The sequence below is a fragment of the Massilia sp. 01N410 genome (assembly GCF_056399665.1).
In genome coordinates, this window is record NZ_JBFTRV010000002.1 from 151124 (window position 1) to 167227 (window position 16104).

Annotated in this window: 22 protein-coding genes; 21 read left to right on the forward strand and 1 reads right to left on the reverse strand. The window is 67.0% G+C overall.

Translation table 11 applies throughout. The features are described from left to right. Positions 1 to 3 precede the first annotated feature (3 nt). The 10 genes from fliS to AC1DOP_RS03370 are packed head-to-tail and all read left to right on the forward strand — an operon-like array spanning position 4 to position 6491. Complete coding sequence (fliS, locus tag AC1DOP_RS03325; protein ID WP_442122486.1) at positions 4 to 393, forward strand: flagellar export chaperone FliS; 390 nt, start codon at positions 4 to 6, stop codon at positions 391 to 393. Continuing rightward, entirely contained in the window at positions 386 to 703 is a 318-nt protein-coding gene (locus tag AC1DOP_RS03330) for a hypothetical protein (protein WP_442122485.1), read from the forward strand. Before fliS ends, AC1DOP_RS03330 begins: the two co-directional genes overlap by 8 nt. A gap of 2 nt (positions 704 to 705) precedes the next feature. Continuing rightward, positions 706 to 1911, forward strand: a complete 1206-nt coding sequence (locus tag AC1DOP_RS03335; protein ID WP_477249800.1) for a flagellar hook-length control protein FliK — start codon at positions 706 to 708, stop codon at positions 1909 to 1911. Positions 1912 to 1932: 21 nt separating this feature from the next. Next, positions 1933 to 2394: a flagellar basal body-associated FliL family protein gene (locus tag AC1DOP_RS03340; RefSeq protein WP_442122753.1), complete on the forward strand. Its 462-nt coding sequence runs from the start codon at positions 1933 to 1935 to the stop codon at positions 2392 to 2394. A gap of 23 nt (positions 2395 to 2417) precedes the next feature. Further along, positions 2418 to 3149 (forward strand): FliA/WhiG family RNA polymerase sigma factor, encoded by a 732-nt coding sequence (locus tag AC1DOP_RS03345; protein ID WP_442122752.1) that lies wholly within the window; start codon positions 2418 to 2420, stop codon positions 3147 to 3149. Between the two features lie 25 nt (positions 3150 to 3174). Further along, on the forward strand, positions 3175 to 4065 hold the full coding sequence (gene motA / locus AC1DOP_RS03350; protein WP_442122751.1) for a flagellar motor stator protein MotA: 891 nt from the start codon (positions 3175 to 3177) through the stop codon (positions 4063 to 4065). An 18-nt stretch (positions 4066 to 4083) separates the two neighbouring features. Continuing rightward, entirely contained in the window at positions 4084 to 5040 is a 957-nt protein-coding gene (locus AC1DOP_RS03355) for a flagellar motor protein MotB (RefSeq protein ID WP_442122750.1), read from the forward strand. Between the two features lie 29 nt (positions 5041 to 5069). Continuing rightward, a complete protein-coding gene (flgM, locus tag AC1DOP_RS03360) occupies positions 5070 to 5339 on the forward strand; it encodes a flagellar biosynthesis anti-sigma factor FlgM (protein ID WP_442122749.1) in 270 nt (89 codons plus the stop codon). 2 nt (positions 5340 to 5341) lie between these two features. Then, complete coding sequence (gene flgN, locus AC1DOP_RS03365) at positions 5342 to 5770, forward strand: flagellar export chaperone FlgN (RefSeq protein WP_442122748.1); 429 nt, start codon at positions 5342 to 5344, stop codon at positions 5768 to 5770. Then, positions 5757 to 6491: a glycoside hydrolase family 73 protein gene (locus AC1DOP_RS03370; RefSeq protein ID WP_477249804.1), complete on the forward strand. Its 735-nt coding sequence runs from the start codon at positions 5757 to 5759 to the stop codon at positions 6489 to 6491. Before flgN ends, AC1DOP_RS03370 begins: the two co-directional genes overlap by 14 nt. Here the strand turns inward: AC1DOP_RS03370 and flgA are convergent. Further along, the gene (gene flgA, locus AC1DOP_RS03375; RefSeq protein WP_477249806.1) at positions 6481 to 7194 is read right to left on the reverse strand and encodes a flagellar basal body P-ring formation chaperone FlgA; all 714 of its coding nucleotides are present in this window, start codon (positions 7192 to 7194) and stop codon (positions 6481 to 6483) included. The two genes, AC1DOP_RS03370 and flgA, sit on opposite strands and share 11 nt — an antisense overlap. Positions 7195 to 7270: 76 nt before the next feature. Here flgA and flgB point away from each other — a divergent pair, with 76 nt between their 5' ends. The 11 genes from flgB (at position 7271) to flgL (ending at position 16100) form a co-directional block, all read left to right on the forward strand. Beyond that, positions 7271 to 7630, forward strand: coding sequence for a flagellar basal body rod protein FlgB (flgB, locus tag AC1DOP_RS03380; RefSeq protein WP_442122745.1), 360 nt, complete (start codon positions 7271 to 7273; stop codon positions 7628 to 7630). 14 nt (positions 7631 to 7644) lie between these two features. Beyond that, positions 7645 to 8049: a flagellar basal body rod protein FlgC gene (gene flgC / locus AC1DOP_RS03385; RefSeq protein ID WP_442122744.1), complete on the forward strand. Its 405-nt coding sequence runs from the start codon at positions 7645 to 7647 to the stop codon at positions 8047 to 8049. After that, a complete protein-coding gene (locus AC1DOP_RS03390) occupies positions 8049 to 8717 on the forward strand; it encodes a flagellar hook capping FlgD N-terminal domain-containing protein (RefSeq protein ID WP_477249808.1) in 669 nt (222 codons plus the stop codon). Before flgC ends, AC1DOP_RS03390 begins: the two co-directional genes overlap by 1 nt. 16 nt (positions 8718 to 8733) lie before the next feature. Beyond that, entirely contained in the window at positions 8734 to 9915 is a 1182-nt protein-coding gene (locus AC1DOP_RS03395; protein WP_442122742.1) for a flagellar hook protein FlgE, read from the forward strand. Beyond that, entirely contained in the window at positions 9915 to 10640 is a 726-nt protein-coding gene (locus tag AC1DOP_RS03400; protein ID WP_442122741.1) for a flagellar basal body rod protein FlgF, read from the forward strand. Before AC1DOP_RS03395 ends, AC1DOP_RS03400 begins: the two co-directional genes overlap by 1 nt. Positions 10641 to 10709: 69 nt before the next feature. Continuing rightward, positions 10710 to 11495: a flagellar basal-body rod protein FlgG gene (flgG, locus tag AC1DOP_RS03405; RefSeq protein WP_442122740.1), complete on the forward strand. Its 786-nt coding sequence runs from the start codon at positions 10710 to 10712 to the stop codon at positions 11493 to 11495. Between the two features lie 12 nt (positions 11496 to 11507). Further along, positions 11508 to 12170 carry a flagellar basal body L-ring protein FlgH gene (gene flgH, locus AC1DOP_RS03410; RefSeq protein WP_442122739.1) on the forward strand — a complete coding sequence of 221 codons (663 nt, stop codon included), beginning with the start codon at positions 11508 to 11510 and terminating at the stop codon, positions 12168 to 12170. Positions 12171 to 12234: 64 nt separating this feature from the next. Further along, a complete protein-coding gene (locus AC1DOP_RS03415) occupies positions 12235 to 13374 on the forward strand; it encodes a flagellar basal body P-ring protein FlgI (protein WP_442122738.1) in 1140 nt (379 codons plus the stop codon). Beyond that, the gene (locus AC1DOP_RS03420) at positions 13374 to 13736 is read left to right on the forward strand and encodes a rod-binding protein (protein ID WP_442122737.1); all 363 of its coding nucleotides are present in this window, start codon (positions 13374 to 13376) and stop codon (positions 13734 to 13736) included. Before AC1DOP_RS03415 ends, AC1DOP_RS03420 begins: the two co-directional genes overlap by 1 nt. Positions 13737 to 13801: 65 nt before the next feature. Then, positions 13802 to 15172 carry a flagellar hook-associated protein FlgK gene (gene flgK, locus AC1DOP_RS03425; protein WP_442122736.1) on the forward strand — a complete coding sequence of 457 codons (1371 nt, stop codon included), beginning with the start codon at positions 13802 to 13804 and terminating at the stop codon, positions 15170 to 15172. Between the two features lie 16 nt (positions 15173 to 15188). Then, on the forward strand, positions 15189 to 16100 hold the full coding sequence (flgL, locus tag AC1DOP_RS03430; protein ID WP_477249813.1) for a flagellar hook-associated protein FlgL: 912 nt from the start codon (positions 15189 to 15191) through the stop codon (positions 16098 to 16100). Positions 16101 to 16104: the final 4 nt, after the last annotated feature.

A 16104-nucleotide genomic window follows, 5' to 3' on the forward strand; every position in this document is an offset into this window, starting at 1 on the left:
CCGATGTCTTATCAAGAAGCCTACGGCAGCTACCACGCCGTCAACCTGGAGGCGCAGACCTCGCGCGCCTCGCCGATCGAGCTGGTGCTGCTGCTTACCGACGGCCTGCTCGAAGAGCTGGCCCGCGCCCGCGCCCACATCGTCGCCAAGCGCTACGAACAGCGCGCCGCCAGCATCAACAAGTGCAACGACATCATCAACGGTCTCTCCAGCTCCCTCGATTTCGACGGCGGTGGACAGGTCGTCGCCAACCTGGCGAACCTCTACGATTTCTGCACCCAGCACCTGCATGCCGCCGGGGTCAAGCAGGACCCGCAGATGGTCGACGAAGTCGTGAAGGTCCTCACCACCATTCGCCAGGGTTGGGCCGGCGTGCAGGCGCGCAATGGATAAATCGGCCGCCCTCCTCCGTACCGCCGAGTCGCTGCGCCGCGCGGCAGACGGCGCCGCCTGGGAACAGGTGGCGCAGATGACGCGCGCACTGGCCCCGCAGCTCGACGCGCTCGCCGCCGCAGGTCCGCTGAGCGGCGCCGAACGCGCGGCCCTGCAGCGCCTGCGCGAAGCCCACGATCACGCCGCCGACGCCGTCGCCGCCGCCGCCCGGACCCTGAAGGACCGCATGGACGACATGCGCGCCAACAAGGATGGCTGGATGGCCTACGCCATGCACGACGCAACCGAACCTGCCTCGAGCCAGGCTTGACCATGATGATGCTGAATACCGTCAACCAATCCGCCGGCGCCGCTGCCAGGAATGCCGGCCCGGCCCAGCCGGCCCAGGCCGCGTCCGACGCAACGGGCGCCGCCCAGCCGACTGCCGCGCAGCCCAACGCTGCGCAGCCTGACGCCGCCCAGCTGGTCGCGGCCATCCAGCCCTTCGCGGCCTGGCTCGGCGAACAGTCGCAGGGCGCCGCACTGACGGTCCAGGCCAGCCTCCCGGCCGACGGCGCGGCCCCGGACGCCACGACCCAGGCGGGCGACGCCGCTGCCGCCACGCCGGACAAGGCCGCCGACGACGGCGCCGGCGCCGCGCAGCCGCCGCAGGACGGCGCGCTGCTGGCCGCGATGGCGATGCCGCTGATGCCCCTGTCCCCGGTCCAGGTGGCGCAGGCGGTGCAGGCCGCGCAGCCGCCGGGCGCGCAGTCCGGTGACGACGCCAGATCTACCGGCGCTACCGCGGCCGGCGCCGATGGCCGCCGCGCCGCGACACCGGACCGCGCCCTGGCCCTGCCGCAGGCAGCCGACGCGGCGTCGCCCCCGGCCGCGCGCCAGGTCCAGCCGGACGCCGTGCCGGCGGTGCGTTTCGCCGTCCATGCGCAGAACGACGGCGCCGCCGCAAATGCCGGCGGCCAGGATGCGGGCAGCGACCGTGGCGGCACCGGCAACGCTGCGCCGGCAAGTACGCCGGACCGCGCCGCCTTCGCCGGCGCGATCGCATCGCAGCCGGCGCCGACCGCAGCGGCCGCCGACACCGTCAAGCTGGCCGGTCCGCCGACCGCATGGCGCCAGAGCCTGCAGGAAGCGCTCGGCCAGCGCATGAACGTCCAGGTCGGCAATGGCATCGAGCAGGCCGTGATCCGGCTCGAGCCGCCGCAACTGGGCCGCATCGACATCGCGATCCGTCACAATGCCGGCGCGCTGGAAGTGAACATCTCGGCCTCCAACGGCGAGGTGCTGCGCCAGCTGCAGACCGTCAGCGACAACCTGCGCAGCGACCTGTCGCAGCGCCAGTTCACCGAGGTCGCCGTGACGGTCGTCCCGGCGCCGAAGAACGGCGCGGCGCCGTTCGGCGATCCGCAGCAGGGCCGCGGCCGCCGGCAGGACCGCGAGCAGGAAGACAATCAGCCCGGCCGCGCCCTGGCCGAAGCAGGCAACAACGCGTCCGCTTTCTCCCTGGGTGGACGTGACTAAGGTCAGACAACGATGAGCAAAATGAAAACAATCATCGCCATTGCCGGCGCCGTGATCCTGAGCGCCGCTGGCGCCGGTGGCGCCGTGTGGTGGTTCATGCCCAAGCCGGCCGTCGCCGCGGGCGCGGACAAGAGGGCAGCCGAGGAAAAGCCGAAGGCTGCCAAACCGATGAAATACGTCACCCTCGACAAGGTCATCGTGATGCTGCGCCGCGGCCCGAACGAAGACGAGAGCCACTACCTCTCGACCGACCTGGTGCTGGCCACCGAGCCGTCCAGGGAAAAGGAAACCAAGGAAAACCTGCCGCTGCTGCGCAGCCTGGCCGTGAGCACGCTGTCGAACTTCACGATGGCCGAGGCCTCTACCATGCCGGTCGAAAAATACGCGGCGCAGCTGAATCGCGCCTTCAATGCCGACTATGAGCGCAAGCATGCTGAAAAGCCGTTTGCGGAAGTCATGATCGGCAAACTGATCATCGAATAGCAGCCGGGGACAATGTGGGTTACATGACCGACTACGCCGACAGTTACGCCAGCACCGAGTACGCCGGCGCCGCCATGCACGCGGCGATGAGCGCAGCGGAGGAGCAGCGCCACCTGGTGGCATATGCGCCTCTGGTCAAGCGCATCGCACGCCAGCTCAACTCGCAGGTGTCGGGCGCGATGGGACGCGAGGACATGGAACAGATCGGCCTGATCGGCCTGCTGGAGGCGCTGCGCCGCTACGGCACGCCGGACACCGGCTTCGCCAGCTATGCCTCCTTGCGCGTGCGCGGCGCCATCCTCGACGAACTGCGCCGCCAGGACTGGCGTCCGCGCGCGGTCCGCCAGGACAGCCACAAGATGCGCGACGCCGTGCGCGCCCTCACCCGCAAGCTGGGCCGCGAGCCGAACGACCGGGAAGCAGCGGAAGCCCTCGGCATCGGCCAGGACGAATGGCGCCAGTTCCTGCTGGACGACGTCGCCGAGGAGCTGCTCAGCTTCGACGACGTGCTGCAGGAGTCGACCGATCGCGCCCAGAGCGCGCCGGGGCCGGAAGAACAGTTCATCGTGCGCCGCAGTCTCGAACAGGCCCTGAACGCCCTGTCCGAGCGCGAGCAGCGCGTGATCCAGATGATTTACGAATTCGAGCTCAGCTACAAGGAAATCGCGGCCGTGCTCGACCTGTCCGACGCCCGTGTCTGCCAGCTGAACAAGAGTGCGCTGGCCAAGATGAAAGCGGCGCTGGCCCAGGCCTGAACGACCAAACAAGAAAGGTAACAACATGCAAATCCTTGGCATCCTGATCGTGCTGGGCGCCGTATTCGGCGGCTTTGCCTTCATGGGCGGCACCGTCGGCGCCATCTGGCAGCCCATCGAAATGCTCATCATCGTCGGCGCCGCCGTCGGCGCCCTGGTGGTGGGCAATCCCAAGCACGTGCTGGCCGAGCTGCTGGTCCAGTTCAAGAAGATCATCGGCCGCCAGAAGCACGACTCGGAATTCCAGCGCCAGCTGCTGCTGCTGATGTACGAACTGCTGCAGACCGCCGCCGGCGGCCTGAAGGCGCTCGATGCCCACGTCGAGGCGCCCAAGGAAAGCCCGATGTTCCAGCGCTATCCGCTGATCCTCGAAGAGCCCAAGCTGCTGGCCTTCATCGTCGATAACTTCCGCCTGATGGCGATGGGTAAGATCAACGCCCACGAGCTGGAAGGCGTGCTGGAACAGGAACTGGACGCCATCCACGAAGAGCTGATGCAGCCCTCGAAGTCGCTGCACAAGATCGCGGAGGCGATGCCGGGCTTCGGCATCCTGGCCGCGGTGCTCGGCATCGTGATGACCATGAACTCGGTCGGCGGCGGCGCCGACACCGCCGAGATCGCGGAGCACATCGGCGCCGCGATGGTCGGCACCTTCATCGGCATCTTCTTCTGCTATGGCGTTCTGGATCCGATCTCCAACATGATGAAACAGCTGGTGAATTCGGAAGCGTCGACCATGGAGACCGTGAAGGTCGTGCTGTGCACCCACGTGGCCGGCAAGCCGCCGCTGCTGGCGATCGACGCCGGCCGCCGCCTGATCCAGCTGAACACCAAGCCGAGCTTCGCCCAGCTGGAAACCTGGATCAACGCCATGGCCGACGGCGAAGACGCCGGCGCCGCCAGGAAGCGCGCTTAAGGGACGGGGCGGACCAGCATGCAAGCAGCAAAAAAAGGCGAGAAGCACCTCGAGGAGACCATCGTCAAGCGTGGCGGCGGCAAGCAGCAGGACGACGAGCACGGCGGCGCGTGGAAGGTGGCATTCGCCGACTTCTGCATGGCGTTGATGGCGCTGTTCCTGGTGCTGTGGCTGATTGCCGCGCGCGAGGCCTCGGCCCTCAAGAGCATCGTGCGCGACAACACCGCGGCCGGCCTGATCGAAGGCAGCGGCGGCAGGCACGAGATCGCCGGGAATCCGAGCGGCAGCCTGATCGAACGCTTCCCGATGCCGAAGGCGAACGGCGGCGCGCAGGGGCCGGACGCCGGCGGCAAGGCCACCGCGCACACCCGTTATGAATCGCCGTCCGAGCTGGCGGCGCTGGCCCACGCCCTGCAGAAGATGAGCGCCGATGCCGGCCTGGCATCGAACCTGGCCACCGTGGTCACGCCGGAAGGCCTGCGCGTGATGCTGCACGATACCGACCGCCAGGGCATGTTCGTGCGCGGCAGCCCGATTCCCGTTGACCGTTTTTCAAAACTGTTGCGCGCAATGGCGCCGCTGTTCGAAAACATGGAAAATCAGATGCTGGTCGTAGGCCATACGGACTCCTTGCAGTACACTAGCAAGGACCCGAACAGCTACTCCAACTGGAGCCTGTCGGCCCATCGCGCGCTGGCTGCGCGCTCCCAGCTCCTGATCGGCGGCATGCGGAAGGAAAGCGTCCTGCAGGTGGTCGGCATGGCCGACCGCGCACCGGTCGATGCCGCCAAACCCGACGCCGCCGTCAACCGCCGTATCGAACTGCTGATCCTGACGACCAAACAGGCTGCCTCCATTACCGCGATGTTCGGTACGCCCGCCCAGACCGAAGACCTGAGCAAGGACGTGTCGATCACCAAGCCGGGCGAGGACGGGCTCAAGGAACTGCGCAGCCAATTGCCGAAGAAACCATGACGATTCAATCCAAACCCCGAGGATCCCGCATGAAGATCACAGGCGCCTCCACACCTTCCATCACGATCGCGCCGCAGGCCGGCGGCCCCGTGGCCGCTCCCGCCGCAGCCCCCGTCGCCGCCAGCGAAGCACTCGAATCGAGCGTGCTGCAGCCGGCGCAAAGCGCGCTGAAAGCCTTGCCCGACTTCGACGCCGCCAGGGTCGCCGAACTGCGCGACGCCCTGCAGAAGGGCGAGCTGCCCTTCGACGCCGGCCGCCTGGCAGGCCTGATCCAGCGCTTCCACGGCAGTCAGGGCTGACGATGGGCCGTCTGACCCGCGACCAGGCTGTCGCCCGCCTGCTGGACGGTATCCGGCACGACATGCAATCCTGCTCCGTCATCCGCGAGCTGCTGGAGCGCCAGTTCCAGGCCGCGCTGCGCCACCGCGCCGCCGAACTCGGCGCGCTGGCCGGCGAACTGATGCCCCAGCTCGACGCCATGGAACAGCGCCGCCAGCAGCGCGTGCAGCTGGTGCGCGCCCTGCACGGCGCCGCCGCCACCATGGACGACATGCTGAACGGCCTGCCTGCCGCGCAGCGCGGCCGCGCCACTGCCGACTGGCAGCAGCTGGAACAGCAGGTGCGCGACTGCAAGGAGGCCACCGCCCGCAACGGCAAGCTGATGGCCGACCAGTACACCGTGATGCAGCGCGTGCTGCACGGCGAGGACCAGCTCTATGCGCCAGACTGAATTCACCACTGCCTCGATCACGGCGACCGCGCCGACCGCGGCGACCCGCCCGACGGCGGGCATCGGCGGCGGTAGCGGCTTCGGGAACATCTTCGGCTCGGTCCAGGAAGAAGTCGCGTCCTTCATCCAGAACGGCAGCGGCGACAGCGTCGTTGGCGGCAGCGGTCGTGCGATGCTGAGCGCGGAAGGCAGCATATGGCAGGCGCGCGTCGGCCAGGCCGCCAACGCCATCGTCGGCGACGGCGGCGAGGCGTCGCCCGACCAGCAGGCTTTTTTGGAGAGCATCGCGCCGTGGGCAAAGGAAGCGGCCGACAAGCTGGGCGTCGCCCCCGAACTGGTATCGGCCCACGCCGCGCTGGAATCGGGCTGGGGCCAGCGCCCGCTGCGCAACGCCGACGGCAGCCCGAGCTTCAACCTGTTCGGCATCAAGGCCGGCAAGGGCTGGGCCGGCGACGTCGCCGAATCCGCGACTACCGAATACGTCGGCGGCGCAGCGCTCAAGACGAGCGCGCGCTTCCGCGCCTATCCGGACCAGGCCAGCGCCTTCCGCGACTACGCCCAGATGCTGATCGATAACCCGCGCTTCCGCGGCGCCCTGGGAGCCGGCAGCAACGCCCACGCCTTCGCCTCGGCGCTGGCCAAGGGCGGCTATGCAACCGATCCGGGCTACGCGGCCAAGTTGTCGCGGCTGGCCGGCAAGCTGCAGGGAATCAGCGGCTGAGCCCGCTATCGATGGGTTCGACGGTGCCCGGTCCGGCAACGCGCATGCGCACCACCTGGCCGCTGCCGGCGTTGCGCACCCGGACCACGGCGCCGCGCGCGCCGGCATCCATCGCCTCGCCGGCCGTGCTGACTTCGACGCCTTCGCGGCGCGCAATCATGAGTACTGCATCGCCGCGCTTGACCAGGACCGGCGCGCTGAGCTGCCCGCTGCGCAAAATGTCTCCAGGACGCAACATGCGGCGTGACATTTGTCCGATAGCTTCATCAGGCGAACTGATTGGATCGGCGATGTTGGAAATATCACGGCGCTCGATCGTGACCTGCGCATCCGTCAAGGCTTCGTTGGCCGCGACCGGCGCCGCGGCGATGGCCACCATCGCCGTCACGCGGGCGCGGACGATGTACTCGTACCGCCATCCGGGGGTGTCATTACAGCGCGCCAGGAAGCGCATTCTCTGCGGAGAGCGGGTGTCGAGCGCTTCGATGACGACGTTCTGGGCGCACGGCGGCGCGGCGCGGCTGGTAACGACGGCAACCTCGAATTGGGGCTCCGTCAAGCCGGCGGCGGCCATCTGCCGGTCGAGCTCGGCACGGGCGGCTTGTTCGATTTGCACCGGAATCGATTGCGTGGCGGCTTGTGCAAACGCACAAAATAATGCAAATGACGAAGCAACAAGGGTTGCCTTACGGAAAGCAATCATTAGACAATAGCGTCAGCGAAAAACCTGATTCTAACCAATCACACTGAAGTTCAAATAAAACCGGAGGTTTCTGCACATGACGATTAACTTCAAGGCCGCGCTCGGGGTGCATGCCGACGCGCTCGAGGTACGCGCCGAGCGCACCAAGGTGTTGGCCGCCAACATCGCGAACGAGAGCACGCCAGGCTTTACCGCGCGCGACCTCGACTTCGGCGCCATGATGCAGGAACGCCAGGATGCGGACAACGGCCAGCTGAGCCTCGGCGACGACTCGCCGCTGTACCGCGTGCCCTACCACCCCAGCGCCGACGGCAACACCGTCGAGATCGGGGTCGAACAGGCCGCGTTCTCGCAGAACGCCTCCGACTTCAATACCAGCCTCACCTTCATCAACATGCAGCTGCGTGGCCTGGCCAAGGCCATCAACGGCCAATAAGGGGCACGACCAGCATGGGCTTCAAAGATATCTCGCAGATCGCCGGTTCGGCGATGGCGGCGCAGTCGGTGCGCCTGAACACGATCGCCAGCAACCTGGCCAACGCCGACGTGTCGGCCGGCTCGGAGGCCGAAGCCTACCGCGCGCGCAAGCCGGTGTTCGCCGCCGCGATGGACAGTGCCGCCGGCGGCGGCGTGCGCGTGCTGGACGTGGTGCAGAGCGCCGAGCCGCTGCGCCGCGTGCACGAGCCGGACAATCCGAAGGCCGATGCCGAAGGCATGGTCTATTACACCAACGTCAACGAAGTGGCCGAGATGGCCGACATGATGTCGGCCTCGCGCGCATTCGAGACCAATGTCGAAGTACTGGGCCGCATCAAGTCGATGCAGCAGTCGCTGCTGAAGCTGGGAGAAAGCTGATGGTCGCCACCACCTCCACCACCAACAGCCAGTTCAACGGCACCGGCACCCAGGGCTCGGCCAAGGTCGCGGCCCAGGCGAGCACCAGCGAGAACCGCGACATGTTCACCAAGCTGCTGGTGGCGCAGATCCGGAACCAGGATCCGCTGTCGCCGCAGGACCCGACCGCCTACGTCAACCAGCTGTCGCAGCTGTCCCAGACCGAGGCGCTGCAGAACCTGTCGCAGATGACCACCGCCAACGCCAGCATCCTGCAGAGCATGCAGACCCTGGCGATGGGCAGCCAGGTCGGCTCGGAAGTCACGGTCGCGACGAATGCCGTCAAGCTGGACGGCAGCAAGGTCAACGGCAGCATCCAGCTGAACGGCGCCAGCAGCGCCACCACGCTGGTGCTGACCGGCCTCGATGGCCAGCAGCACACGATCGAACTGGGCGCCCATGGTTCGGGCGCGCAGTCGTTCACGATCGACCCGGATGCACTCGGCCTGCCGCCGGGTACCTATGCGATCCAGGCCAAGCCTTCGGACGGCACCTCCCCGCAGATCGAAGTCGCCGCACGCCTGAACAGCGTGCGCGTCGCGAACGGCGGCGTGGTGCTGCAGGTGGCGAACATCGGCGAGGTCGATCCCTCGTCCATCACCGGTTTCAACGGTAAAACCGCATCTTAAAGAACAAGGAATCGACATGAGCTTCGACATCGCCCTGTCCGGCATCCAGGCCATCAACCAGTCGCTGGAAACCACTTCGAACAACATCGCCAACGCCGCCACCTACGGCTTCAAGAGCAGCCGCGCGAACTTCGCCTCGGTCTATGCCGGCACGTCCGCCAACGGCGTGCAGGTCGGCTCGCTGACCCAGACCATCGGCCAGAACGGCAGCACCCAGACCACCGGCCGCGCCCTCGACGCCGCCATCGACGGCCGCGGCTTCTTCGTCAGCCGCGACCCGCAGGGCGGCCTGACCTATACCCGCGTCGGCATCTTCTCGACCGACACCAAGGGCTATCTGATCGACAGCAACGGCAAGAAGGTCCAGGGCTACGGTCCGGCCAACGGCGGCGCGCTGGGCATCATGGGCGACCTCCTGGTGCCGACCGGCCAGATCCCGGCGGTGGCGACCACCAAGGTCAACTTCGTCGGCAATCTGTCGTCCGACTGGAAGCCGATCGCCGGCACTCCGAGCCCGGGCGATTCGACCACCTACAACATGGTCAAGCAGTCGGTCGCTTACGACTCGCTGGGCGCCCAGCACACCGTTTCGTCCTACTTCGTCAAGACCGGCGACAATACCGTCGACGTCTACTACGCCGTCGATTCGGCCGGCACCCCGACCAAGGGCGCGACGCTGACCTTCGACAACCAGGGCGCGCTGGCAAGCGGCGGCACCAGCACCGTCGCCATCCCGGCGACCGGCGGCGCAGCCGCAAGCTCCATCGCCTTCGACTACACCGGCACCACCCGCTTCGCCGGCGAAGCCACCACCACCACCAACCGCAGCGACGGCTACGCTTCGGGCGCCTTCGTCGGCGTCGAGCTGTCGAAGGACGGCTCGCTGGTCGCCAAGTACAGCAACGACCAGTCGCAGGTGGTCGGCACCGTCGCCATCGCGACCTTCCCCAACGAAGGCGGCCTGCAGGCGATCAGCGACACCAGCTGGACCGCCAACGCCGATTCCGGCGCCGCCCTGTACAGCGTGCCGGGCGTGGGCCTGTCGGGCAAGCTGAACACCGGCGCGCTGGAAGGCTCGAACGTCGACATCACCTCCGAACTGGTCGGCCTGATGACCTCCCAACGCAACTATCAGGCCAACTCGAAGGTGCTGACCACCGAGAGCCAGATGATGCAGGCCCTGATGCAGGCCCTGTAATGGACAAGCTGATCTTCACCGCCGTCTCCGGCGCCGAACGCCTGCTGCGCTCGCAGCAGGTCCACGCCAACAACCTGGCGAACATGGATACCTCCGGTTTCCGCGCCAGCATGGAAACGGCAGGGAACACGGAGCTGGCCGGCTTCGGCTACGACGACCGCCACCTGTCGACCATGCGGGCCGACGCCGTCCTGACCCGCGCCGGCAGCGTGCGCGAAACCGGCCGTCCGCTGGATGTCGCGATCGGCGGCCAGGGCTACCTCGCCGTGCAGTTCGGCGACGGCGAAGCCTATACCCGCTCGGGCGAGATCGAGATCGACGCCGAGGGCGCGCTGTCGGTGCACGGCCGTCCGCTGCTCGGCGAAGGCGGTCCGATCACCCTGCCCCCGCACACCGCGGTGGAGATCGGCCTAGATGGCACGATCTCGGTGCTGACCGAAGGCGCGACCCAGATGCAGGTGGTCGACAAGCTCAAGCTCGTGAATGCCGAAGGCACCGAACTGACCAAGAACGAGGCCGGCCTGATCGTCACCCGCGACGGCGCCAACCTGGCGGCCGACCCGGCGGTCAAGGTCAAGCCGCGCGCCCTCGAGGGCAGCAATGTCTCGGCGGTCGAGGAAATGGTCGCGACCATGAGCCTGAACCGCAGCTTCGAAATCCAGATGCGCCTGTTCAAGGCCAGCGACAGCATGAATGAAGCGGGCAACCGTCTCATCGGCGCCTAATCGTAATCAGATGGGGTCAGAGCCCACCCGAGAGAACCGGGCTCTGACCCCATGAACAAGGAGTAGTCCATGAATCCAGCAATGTGGATCAGCAAGACCGGCGTGCAGGCCCAGGACGCAAAACTGCAAGCCATCGCCAACAACCTGGCCAACGTGAACACCGTCGGCTTCAAGCGCGACCGCGTGGTGTTCGAAGACCTGTTCTACCAGGTCGACAAGCAGCCGGGCGCCCAGACCGCCGACAACACCGTCTCCAACGGCGTCCAGCTCGGCAACGGTACCCACATCGTCGGCACCCAGAAGGTCTTCACCAACGGCAGCATCCAGACCACCGGCCAGTCGCTCGACGTGGCGATCTCCGGTAACGGCTTCCTGCAAGTGCGCCGTCCGGACGGCCAGCCGGCCTATACCCGCGCCGGCCAGCTGGCGGTCGATGCGAACGGCGTGCTGGTCAACGCGCAAGGCCTGCCGCTGGTGCCGCAGATCACGGTGCCGAACAACGCCACCGGCATCACCATCGGCGAGAACGGCATGGTCAGCGCGACCGTCCCGGGCAATATCGCGCCGACCGAACTGGGCCAGCTGACCCTGACCACCTTCGTCAACCCGGCCGGCCTGCAGGCCCTGGGCGAGAACCTGTTCCAGGAAACCGCCGCCAGCGGCACCCCGAACGAAGGCCGGGCCGGCGACGGCGCCTTCGGCAAGATCAAGCAGGGCGCGCTGGAAGGCTCGAACGTGCAGGTGGTCGAGGAGATGGTCGACATGATCGCCGCCCAGCGCACCTACGAGATGAACACCAAGGTGCTGTCGGCCGCCGACAACATGCTGCAGTACCTGGCTTCCGCTTCCCGCTAATACGCTCATCACATGATCCGTCTGACCACCGCGGCAGTAGCCGCATTGCTGCTCGCGGGCTGCGCTTCGAGCGTCCCCCTGAACAACCCGAAGCCGGTCGACGACGCGCTGGCCCTGCCGAAGGCGTCGGCGGCCCGCGCCGGCATCTCCGGCGGCGTGTTCTCGTCCGACACCGTGTCGCTGACCTCCGATGCGCGCGCCTTCCGCGTCGGCGACGTCGTCACCGTGCTGCTGCAGGAAACCACCCAGGCCAGCAAGAAGGCCGGTACCAGCTTCTCGAAGGGGTCGAGCGCCACCGTGAACCCGATCACCCTGCTCGGCAAGCCCCTGGGCCGCACCGGCGTCGGCGCCAGCGCCGACCGCAGCTTCCAGGGCGATTCCACCAGCACCCAGCAGAACGCGCTGTCCGGCGCCGTCACCGTGATCGTGCAGGAAGTGCTGCCGAACGGCCTGCTGCGCGTGGCCGGCGAGAAGCGCCTGCAACTGAACCAGGGCGAGGAATTCCTGCGCGTGGCCGGCTACCTGCGCGCCGCCGACATCGACAACGACAACCAGGTGTCCTCGCTGCGCGTGGCGAATGCCCGCATCGCCTACTCCGGCCAGGGCACGCTGGCCGAAGCCAACACGCCCGGCTGGCTGACCCGGTTCTTCACCGGTCCGCTGATGCCGTTCTGAGCGCTACCCAAGGCAAAACATGATTCGAATTTCTTCCACTGGTTCGGTTTTCCGTATCATTTCGATGGCACTGGCCGCGGCCCTGGCCCTGCCCGCCCTGGCGGCGCCGGCCGCGTCGGCCGCCCGTCCGGCAAGCGCGGCGGCTACCGCCATGCCGCAGAGCCGCGTGCAGCCGCTGCGCAACCTGGCCAGCGTCGAAGGCGTGCGCGACAACCCGCTGGTCGGCTACGGCCTGGTGGTCGGCCTGAACGGCAGCGGCGACTCGACCCAGGTGAAGTATTCGAGCCAGTCGGTGGTCAACATGCTCAAGCAGTTTGGCGTCAAGCTGCCGAACGGCGAAGAAGCGAAGAACAAGAATGTCGCCGCGGTGATGGTGTCGGCCGTGTTCCCGCCGGGTTACCGCCGCGGCCAGGCGATCGACGTCACCGTGTCCTCGCTGGGCGACGCCAAGAGCCTGCGCGGCGGCACCCTGCTGCTCACCCAGCTGCGCGCGGCCGACAATGAAGTCTACGCCCTGGCCCAGGGCAACCTGGTGGTCGGCGGCCTGTCGGCATCCGGCAAGAGCGGCTCCTCGGTGACGGTGAATACACCGACCGGCGGCCGGATCCCGAACGGCGCCCAGATCGAGCGCGAGATCCCGACCGATTTCGCGACCCGCCAGCAGGTGGTGCTGCGCCTGCGCCATCCGAACTTCGACACCGCCACCAACGTCGTCGAGGCCATCAACCGCCGCTTCGGCCAAGTCGCCACCACCGCCGACGGCACCAGCGTCGAAGTGGTCGCGCCGGTCAATCCGACCGAGCGGGTCGCTTTTGTGGCCAAGCTGGAAAACATGCCGGTCGAAGCCGGCCTCGAAGTGCCGAAGGTCGTGTTCAACTCGCGCACCGGCACCGTGGTGATCTCCGACGGCCTGCGCGTGAAATCGGCGGCCGTCACCCACGGCGCGCTGAAGGTCGTGATCTCGGAAAGCTCGGCGGTCAGCCAGCCTGGCCCCTTCTCGAAGGGCCAGACCCAGGTCACGCCGCAATCCAAGGTCTCCGTCGACCAGGGCTCGGGCCAGATGTTCCACTGGCCGGCCGGCGCCAAGCTGCAGACCATCATCGACGTGGTCAACAGCCTGGGCGCGTCGCCGGACGACATCATGGCGATCCTGCAGGCGCTGGACCAGGCCGGCGCCATCGAAGGCGAACTGGTGGTGATCTGATGCTCGATAAACTCGACCCGCTGAACGCACAGGCGCAAGCCGCCGACAAGGACACTGGCACGGTGGCGCCGGCCGCCGACCTGCCCGCCCCCGCCTCGGCGGACCGCGAATACGTGAAGAAGGCCACCAAGGCCGCCGTCGAATTCGAGAGCTTCTTCATCTCGCACATGCTGCAGCAGATGCGCGAAAGCCAGCGCACCCTGGCGCCCGAGGACAGCCCGATGAAGGATCCGGTCAACAGCGACATGCTGGACATGGCCGACAAGCTGCTGGCCGGCCACATGGCGAACCAGCGTGCCTTCGGCGTGGCGGATGCGATTCTGCGGCAATTGTTGCCGCAAGGACTTAATAAATCCAAGTAAACGGTCGCCCTTGATGATTGACCGCTTACTGATCGCTTGCTGATCCCGAATAAGAAAGACACGCAATGAGCATCCTGAATAACGCACTGTCCGGCGCGCTGGCATCGCAACTGGCCCTGTCCTCGAGCAGCCAGAACATCGCCAACCTGCAGACCAAGGGTTACACCCGCCAGGCAGCCCTGCTGAGCGCGGTCGGCCCCGCGGCCGGCTCGACCCAGGCCGGCAACGGTGTGATCGTCAGCTCGCTGATGCGTTTTTCGGACAACTACAAGACCCAGCAGCTGTGGCGCGCCGGGTCCGACCTGGGCGAGCGTTCACAGACCCAGCCTTACCTGACCCAGCTCGAAACCGTGATGGGCAACGACGACGCCAGCCTGTCGGGCGGCATCGACAAATTCTTCGCGGCCCTGAACGCGGTGGCCGGCGTCGATCCGACCTCGACCCCGCTGCGCCAGCAGGTGGTGACCGCGGCCGGCCTGCTGTCGCAGCGCTTCAACAGCCTGAACAACGTCTACAACTCGCAGTTGCAGTCGCTGCGCCAGCAGCGCAGCGCGATCGTCGACTCGGCCAACACCTCGATCGCCGCGATCGCCTCGCTGAACTCCCGCATCGCCAACGCCAATGCCACCGGCAGCAATGCCTCCTCGCTGATCGACCAGCGCGACCAGGCGATCGACAGCCTGGCCAGCCAGATGGCGCTCGAAGTCAGCGACCAGCCGGACGGCACCCGCAACGTCTCGCTGAAAAGCGGCCAGTCGCTGGTGCTGGGCAGCGTCGCCGGCAAGCTGACCGTCACCGGCAGCGCCGACCAGAGCTTCAGCCTGAGCTTCGCCGGCACCACCTTCGGCCTCGACGTGACCCGCGCCGGCGGGCAGCTGGGCGGCCTGTCCGCCTACGAGAAAGACGTGCTGCTGCCGCTGCAGAACAACGTGGCCGAGATGGCCCAGCAGCTGGCCGACAAGGTCAACAACCAGCTCGCGCTCGGCAAGACCATGGACGGCAACCCCGGCAAGCCGCTGTTCGTCTACACCCCGGGCAGCACTTCGAACATGCTGCAGGTGGCGAGCGGCTTCCAGACTGCCGACCTGGCCTTCTCCAGCGACGGCACGCCCGGCGACACCGGCAACCTGCAGAAGCTGGTCGCCATCAAGAGCCAGTCGATCTCGCTCACCGGCCTGGGCTCGGTGCTGCTCAGCGACGCCGACACCCAGCTGGTCGGCAAGCTGGCGGTCGACAGCCAGCAGAACAAGGGCGCGCTCGACACCTACCAGTCCATGCGCGGCCAGGCCGAGGCGGACTGGCAGTCGACCAGCGGCGTGAACCAGGACGAGGAAGCGGTGAATCTCGTCGAATACCAGAAAATGTACCAGGCCAATATGAAGGTGATGTCGGTCGCGAACGCACTGTTCGACGCCACCCTGGCGATGATGGGTTGAGAGTAGGGAGAGAACCATGCGTATCGCGACCAGCCAATACCAGGCGATGATGAATGCATCGCTGCAGAAGAACCAGGCCCGCATCACCGAGCTGACCCAGCAGATGGCCAACGGCAACCGCATCCAGGTACCGTCGGACGACCCGGTCGGCAGCGTGCGCATCTCGCGCCTGAAACGCGAGGAAGCTTCCATCGCCCAGTACCGCGACAACATCGTCGCGGTGCAGCAGCGCCTGTCGAAGAACGAGGTCTACCTGGGCAATATGACCGGCGACATGAACTCCGGCCGCGACCTGCTGGTGTGGGCCTCGGACGGCAGCAATGCCCCGGCCGACCTGAACGCGATGGTGACCTCGCTGAGCGCCCTGCGCGACAGCCTGATGTACACCGCCAATTCGATCGACCAGGAAGGCCGCTACCTGTTCTCCGGCACCGCCACCAACGTCGCGCCGATCGCTTTCGACGCCAGCGCGCCGCTGGGCTCGCGCTACAGCTTCGCCGGCAACGTCAACGACCAGACCGTGGTGGTCGGCAACGGCATCACCCAGGTCGCGAACCAGAACGTGAGCGGCCTGGAAAAGCTGCTCAACCAGCTCGACCAGACCATCTCCACCCTGTCGGCGCCGGGCGTGAACCCGAGCGATCCGGCCGTGCGCACCGTCCTCTCGAACAACCTGGACGGCTTCGACGCCGCCATGAATCTCTTTTCCGGCAAGGTCGCGGTACTCGGCGGCCAGCAGAACATCCTCAAGACGATCGACGCCAACCACGCGAACGTCAGCCTGTCGAACCAGACGGCGCTGCTCGACCTCAGCCAGCTCGACGTCGGTACGGCGGCGATCGATCTGAACGGCTATTCGACGGCACTCCAGGCAAGCTACAAGGCATACAGCAAGATCGGTAATCTCTCCCTGTTCGCAGCGCTCTGATCCG

Coding starts and splice junctions, on each gene's coding strand:
- fliS (WP_442122486.1), top strand. CDS start 4: ATGTCTTATCAAGAAGCCTACGGCAGCTACCACGCCGTCAACCTGGAG.
- AC1DOP_RS03330 (WP_442122485.1), top strand. CDS start 386: ATGGATAAATCGGCCGCCCTCCTCCGTACCGCCGAGTCGCTGCGCCGC.
- AC1DOP_RS03335 (WP_477249800.1), top strand. CDS start 706: ATGATGATGCTGAATACCGTCAACCAATCCGCCGGCGCCGCTGCCAGG.
- AC1DOP_RS03340 (WP_442122753.1), top strand. CDS start 1,933: ATGAAAACAATCATCGCCATTGCCGGCGCCGTGATCCTGAGCGCCGCT.
- AC1DOP_RS03345 (WP_442122752.1), top strand. CDS start 2,418: ATGACCGACTACGCCGACAGTTACGCCAGCACCGAGTACGCCGGCGCC.
- motA (WP_442122751.1), top strand. CDS start 3,175: ATGCAAATCCTTGGCATCCTGATCGTGCTGGGCGCCGTATTCGGCGGC.
- AC1DOP_RS03355 (WP_442122750.1), top strand. CDS start 4,084: ATGCAAGCAGCAAAAAAAGGCGAGAAGCACCTCGAGGAGACCATCGTC.
- flgM (WP_442122749.1), top strand. CDS start 5,070: ATGAAGATCACAGGCGCCTCCACACCTTCCATCACGATCGCGCCGCAG.
- flgN (WP_442122748.1), top strand. CDS start 5,342: ATGGGCCGTCTGACCCGCGACCAGGCTGTCGCCCGCCTGCTGGACGGT.
- AC1DOP_RS03370 (WP_477249804.1), top strand. CDS start 5,757: ATGCGCCAGACTGAATTCACCACTGCCTCGATCACGGCGACCGCGCCG.
- flgA (WP_477249806.1), bottom strand. CDS start 7,194: ATGATTGCTTTCCGTAAGGCAACCCTTGTTGCTTCGTCATTTGCATTA.
- flgB (WP_442122745.1), top strand. CDS start 7,271: ATGACGATTAACTTCAAGGCCGCGCTCGGGGTGCATGCCGACGCGCTC.
- flgC (WP_442122744.1), top strand. CDS start 7,645: ATGGGCTTCAAAGATATCTCGCAGATCGCCGGTTCGGCGATGGCGGCG.
- AC1DOP_RS03390 (WP_477249808.1), top strand. CDS start 8,049: ATGGTCGCCACCACCTCCACCACCAACAGCCAGTTCAACGGCACCGGC.
- AC1DOP_RS03395 (WP_442122742.1), top strand. CDS start 8,734: ATGAGCTTCGACATCGCCCTGTCCGGCATCCAGGCCATCAACCAGTCG.
- AC1DOP_RS03400 (WP_442122741.1), top strand. CDS start 9,915: ATGGACAAGCTGATCTTCACCGCCGTCTCCGGCGCCGAACGCCTGCTG.
- flgG (WP_442122740.1), top strand. CDS start 10,710: ATGAATCCAGCAATGTGGATCAGCAAGACCGGCGTGCAGGCCCAGGAC.
- flgH (WP_442122739.1), top strand. CDS start 11,508: ATGATCCGTCTGACCACCGCGGCAGTAGCCGCATTGCTGCTCGCGGGC.
- AC1DOP_RS03415 (WP_442122738.1), top strand. CDS start 12,235: ATGGCACTGGCCGCGGCCCTGGCCCTGCCCGCCCTGGCGGCGCCGGCC.
- AC1DOP_RS03420 (WP_442122737.1), top strand. CDS start 13,374: ATGCTCGATAAACTCGACCCGCTGAACGCACAGGCGCAAGCCGCCGAC.
- flgK (WP_442122736.1), top strand. CDS start 13,802: ATGAGCATCCTGAATAACGCACTGTCCGGCGCGCTGGCATCGCAACTG.
- flgL (WP_477249813.1), top strand. CDS start 15,189: ATGCGTATCGCGACCAGCCAATACCAGGCGATGATGAATGCATCGCTG.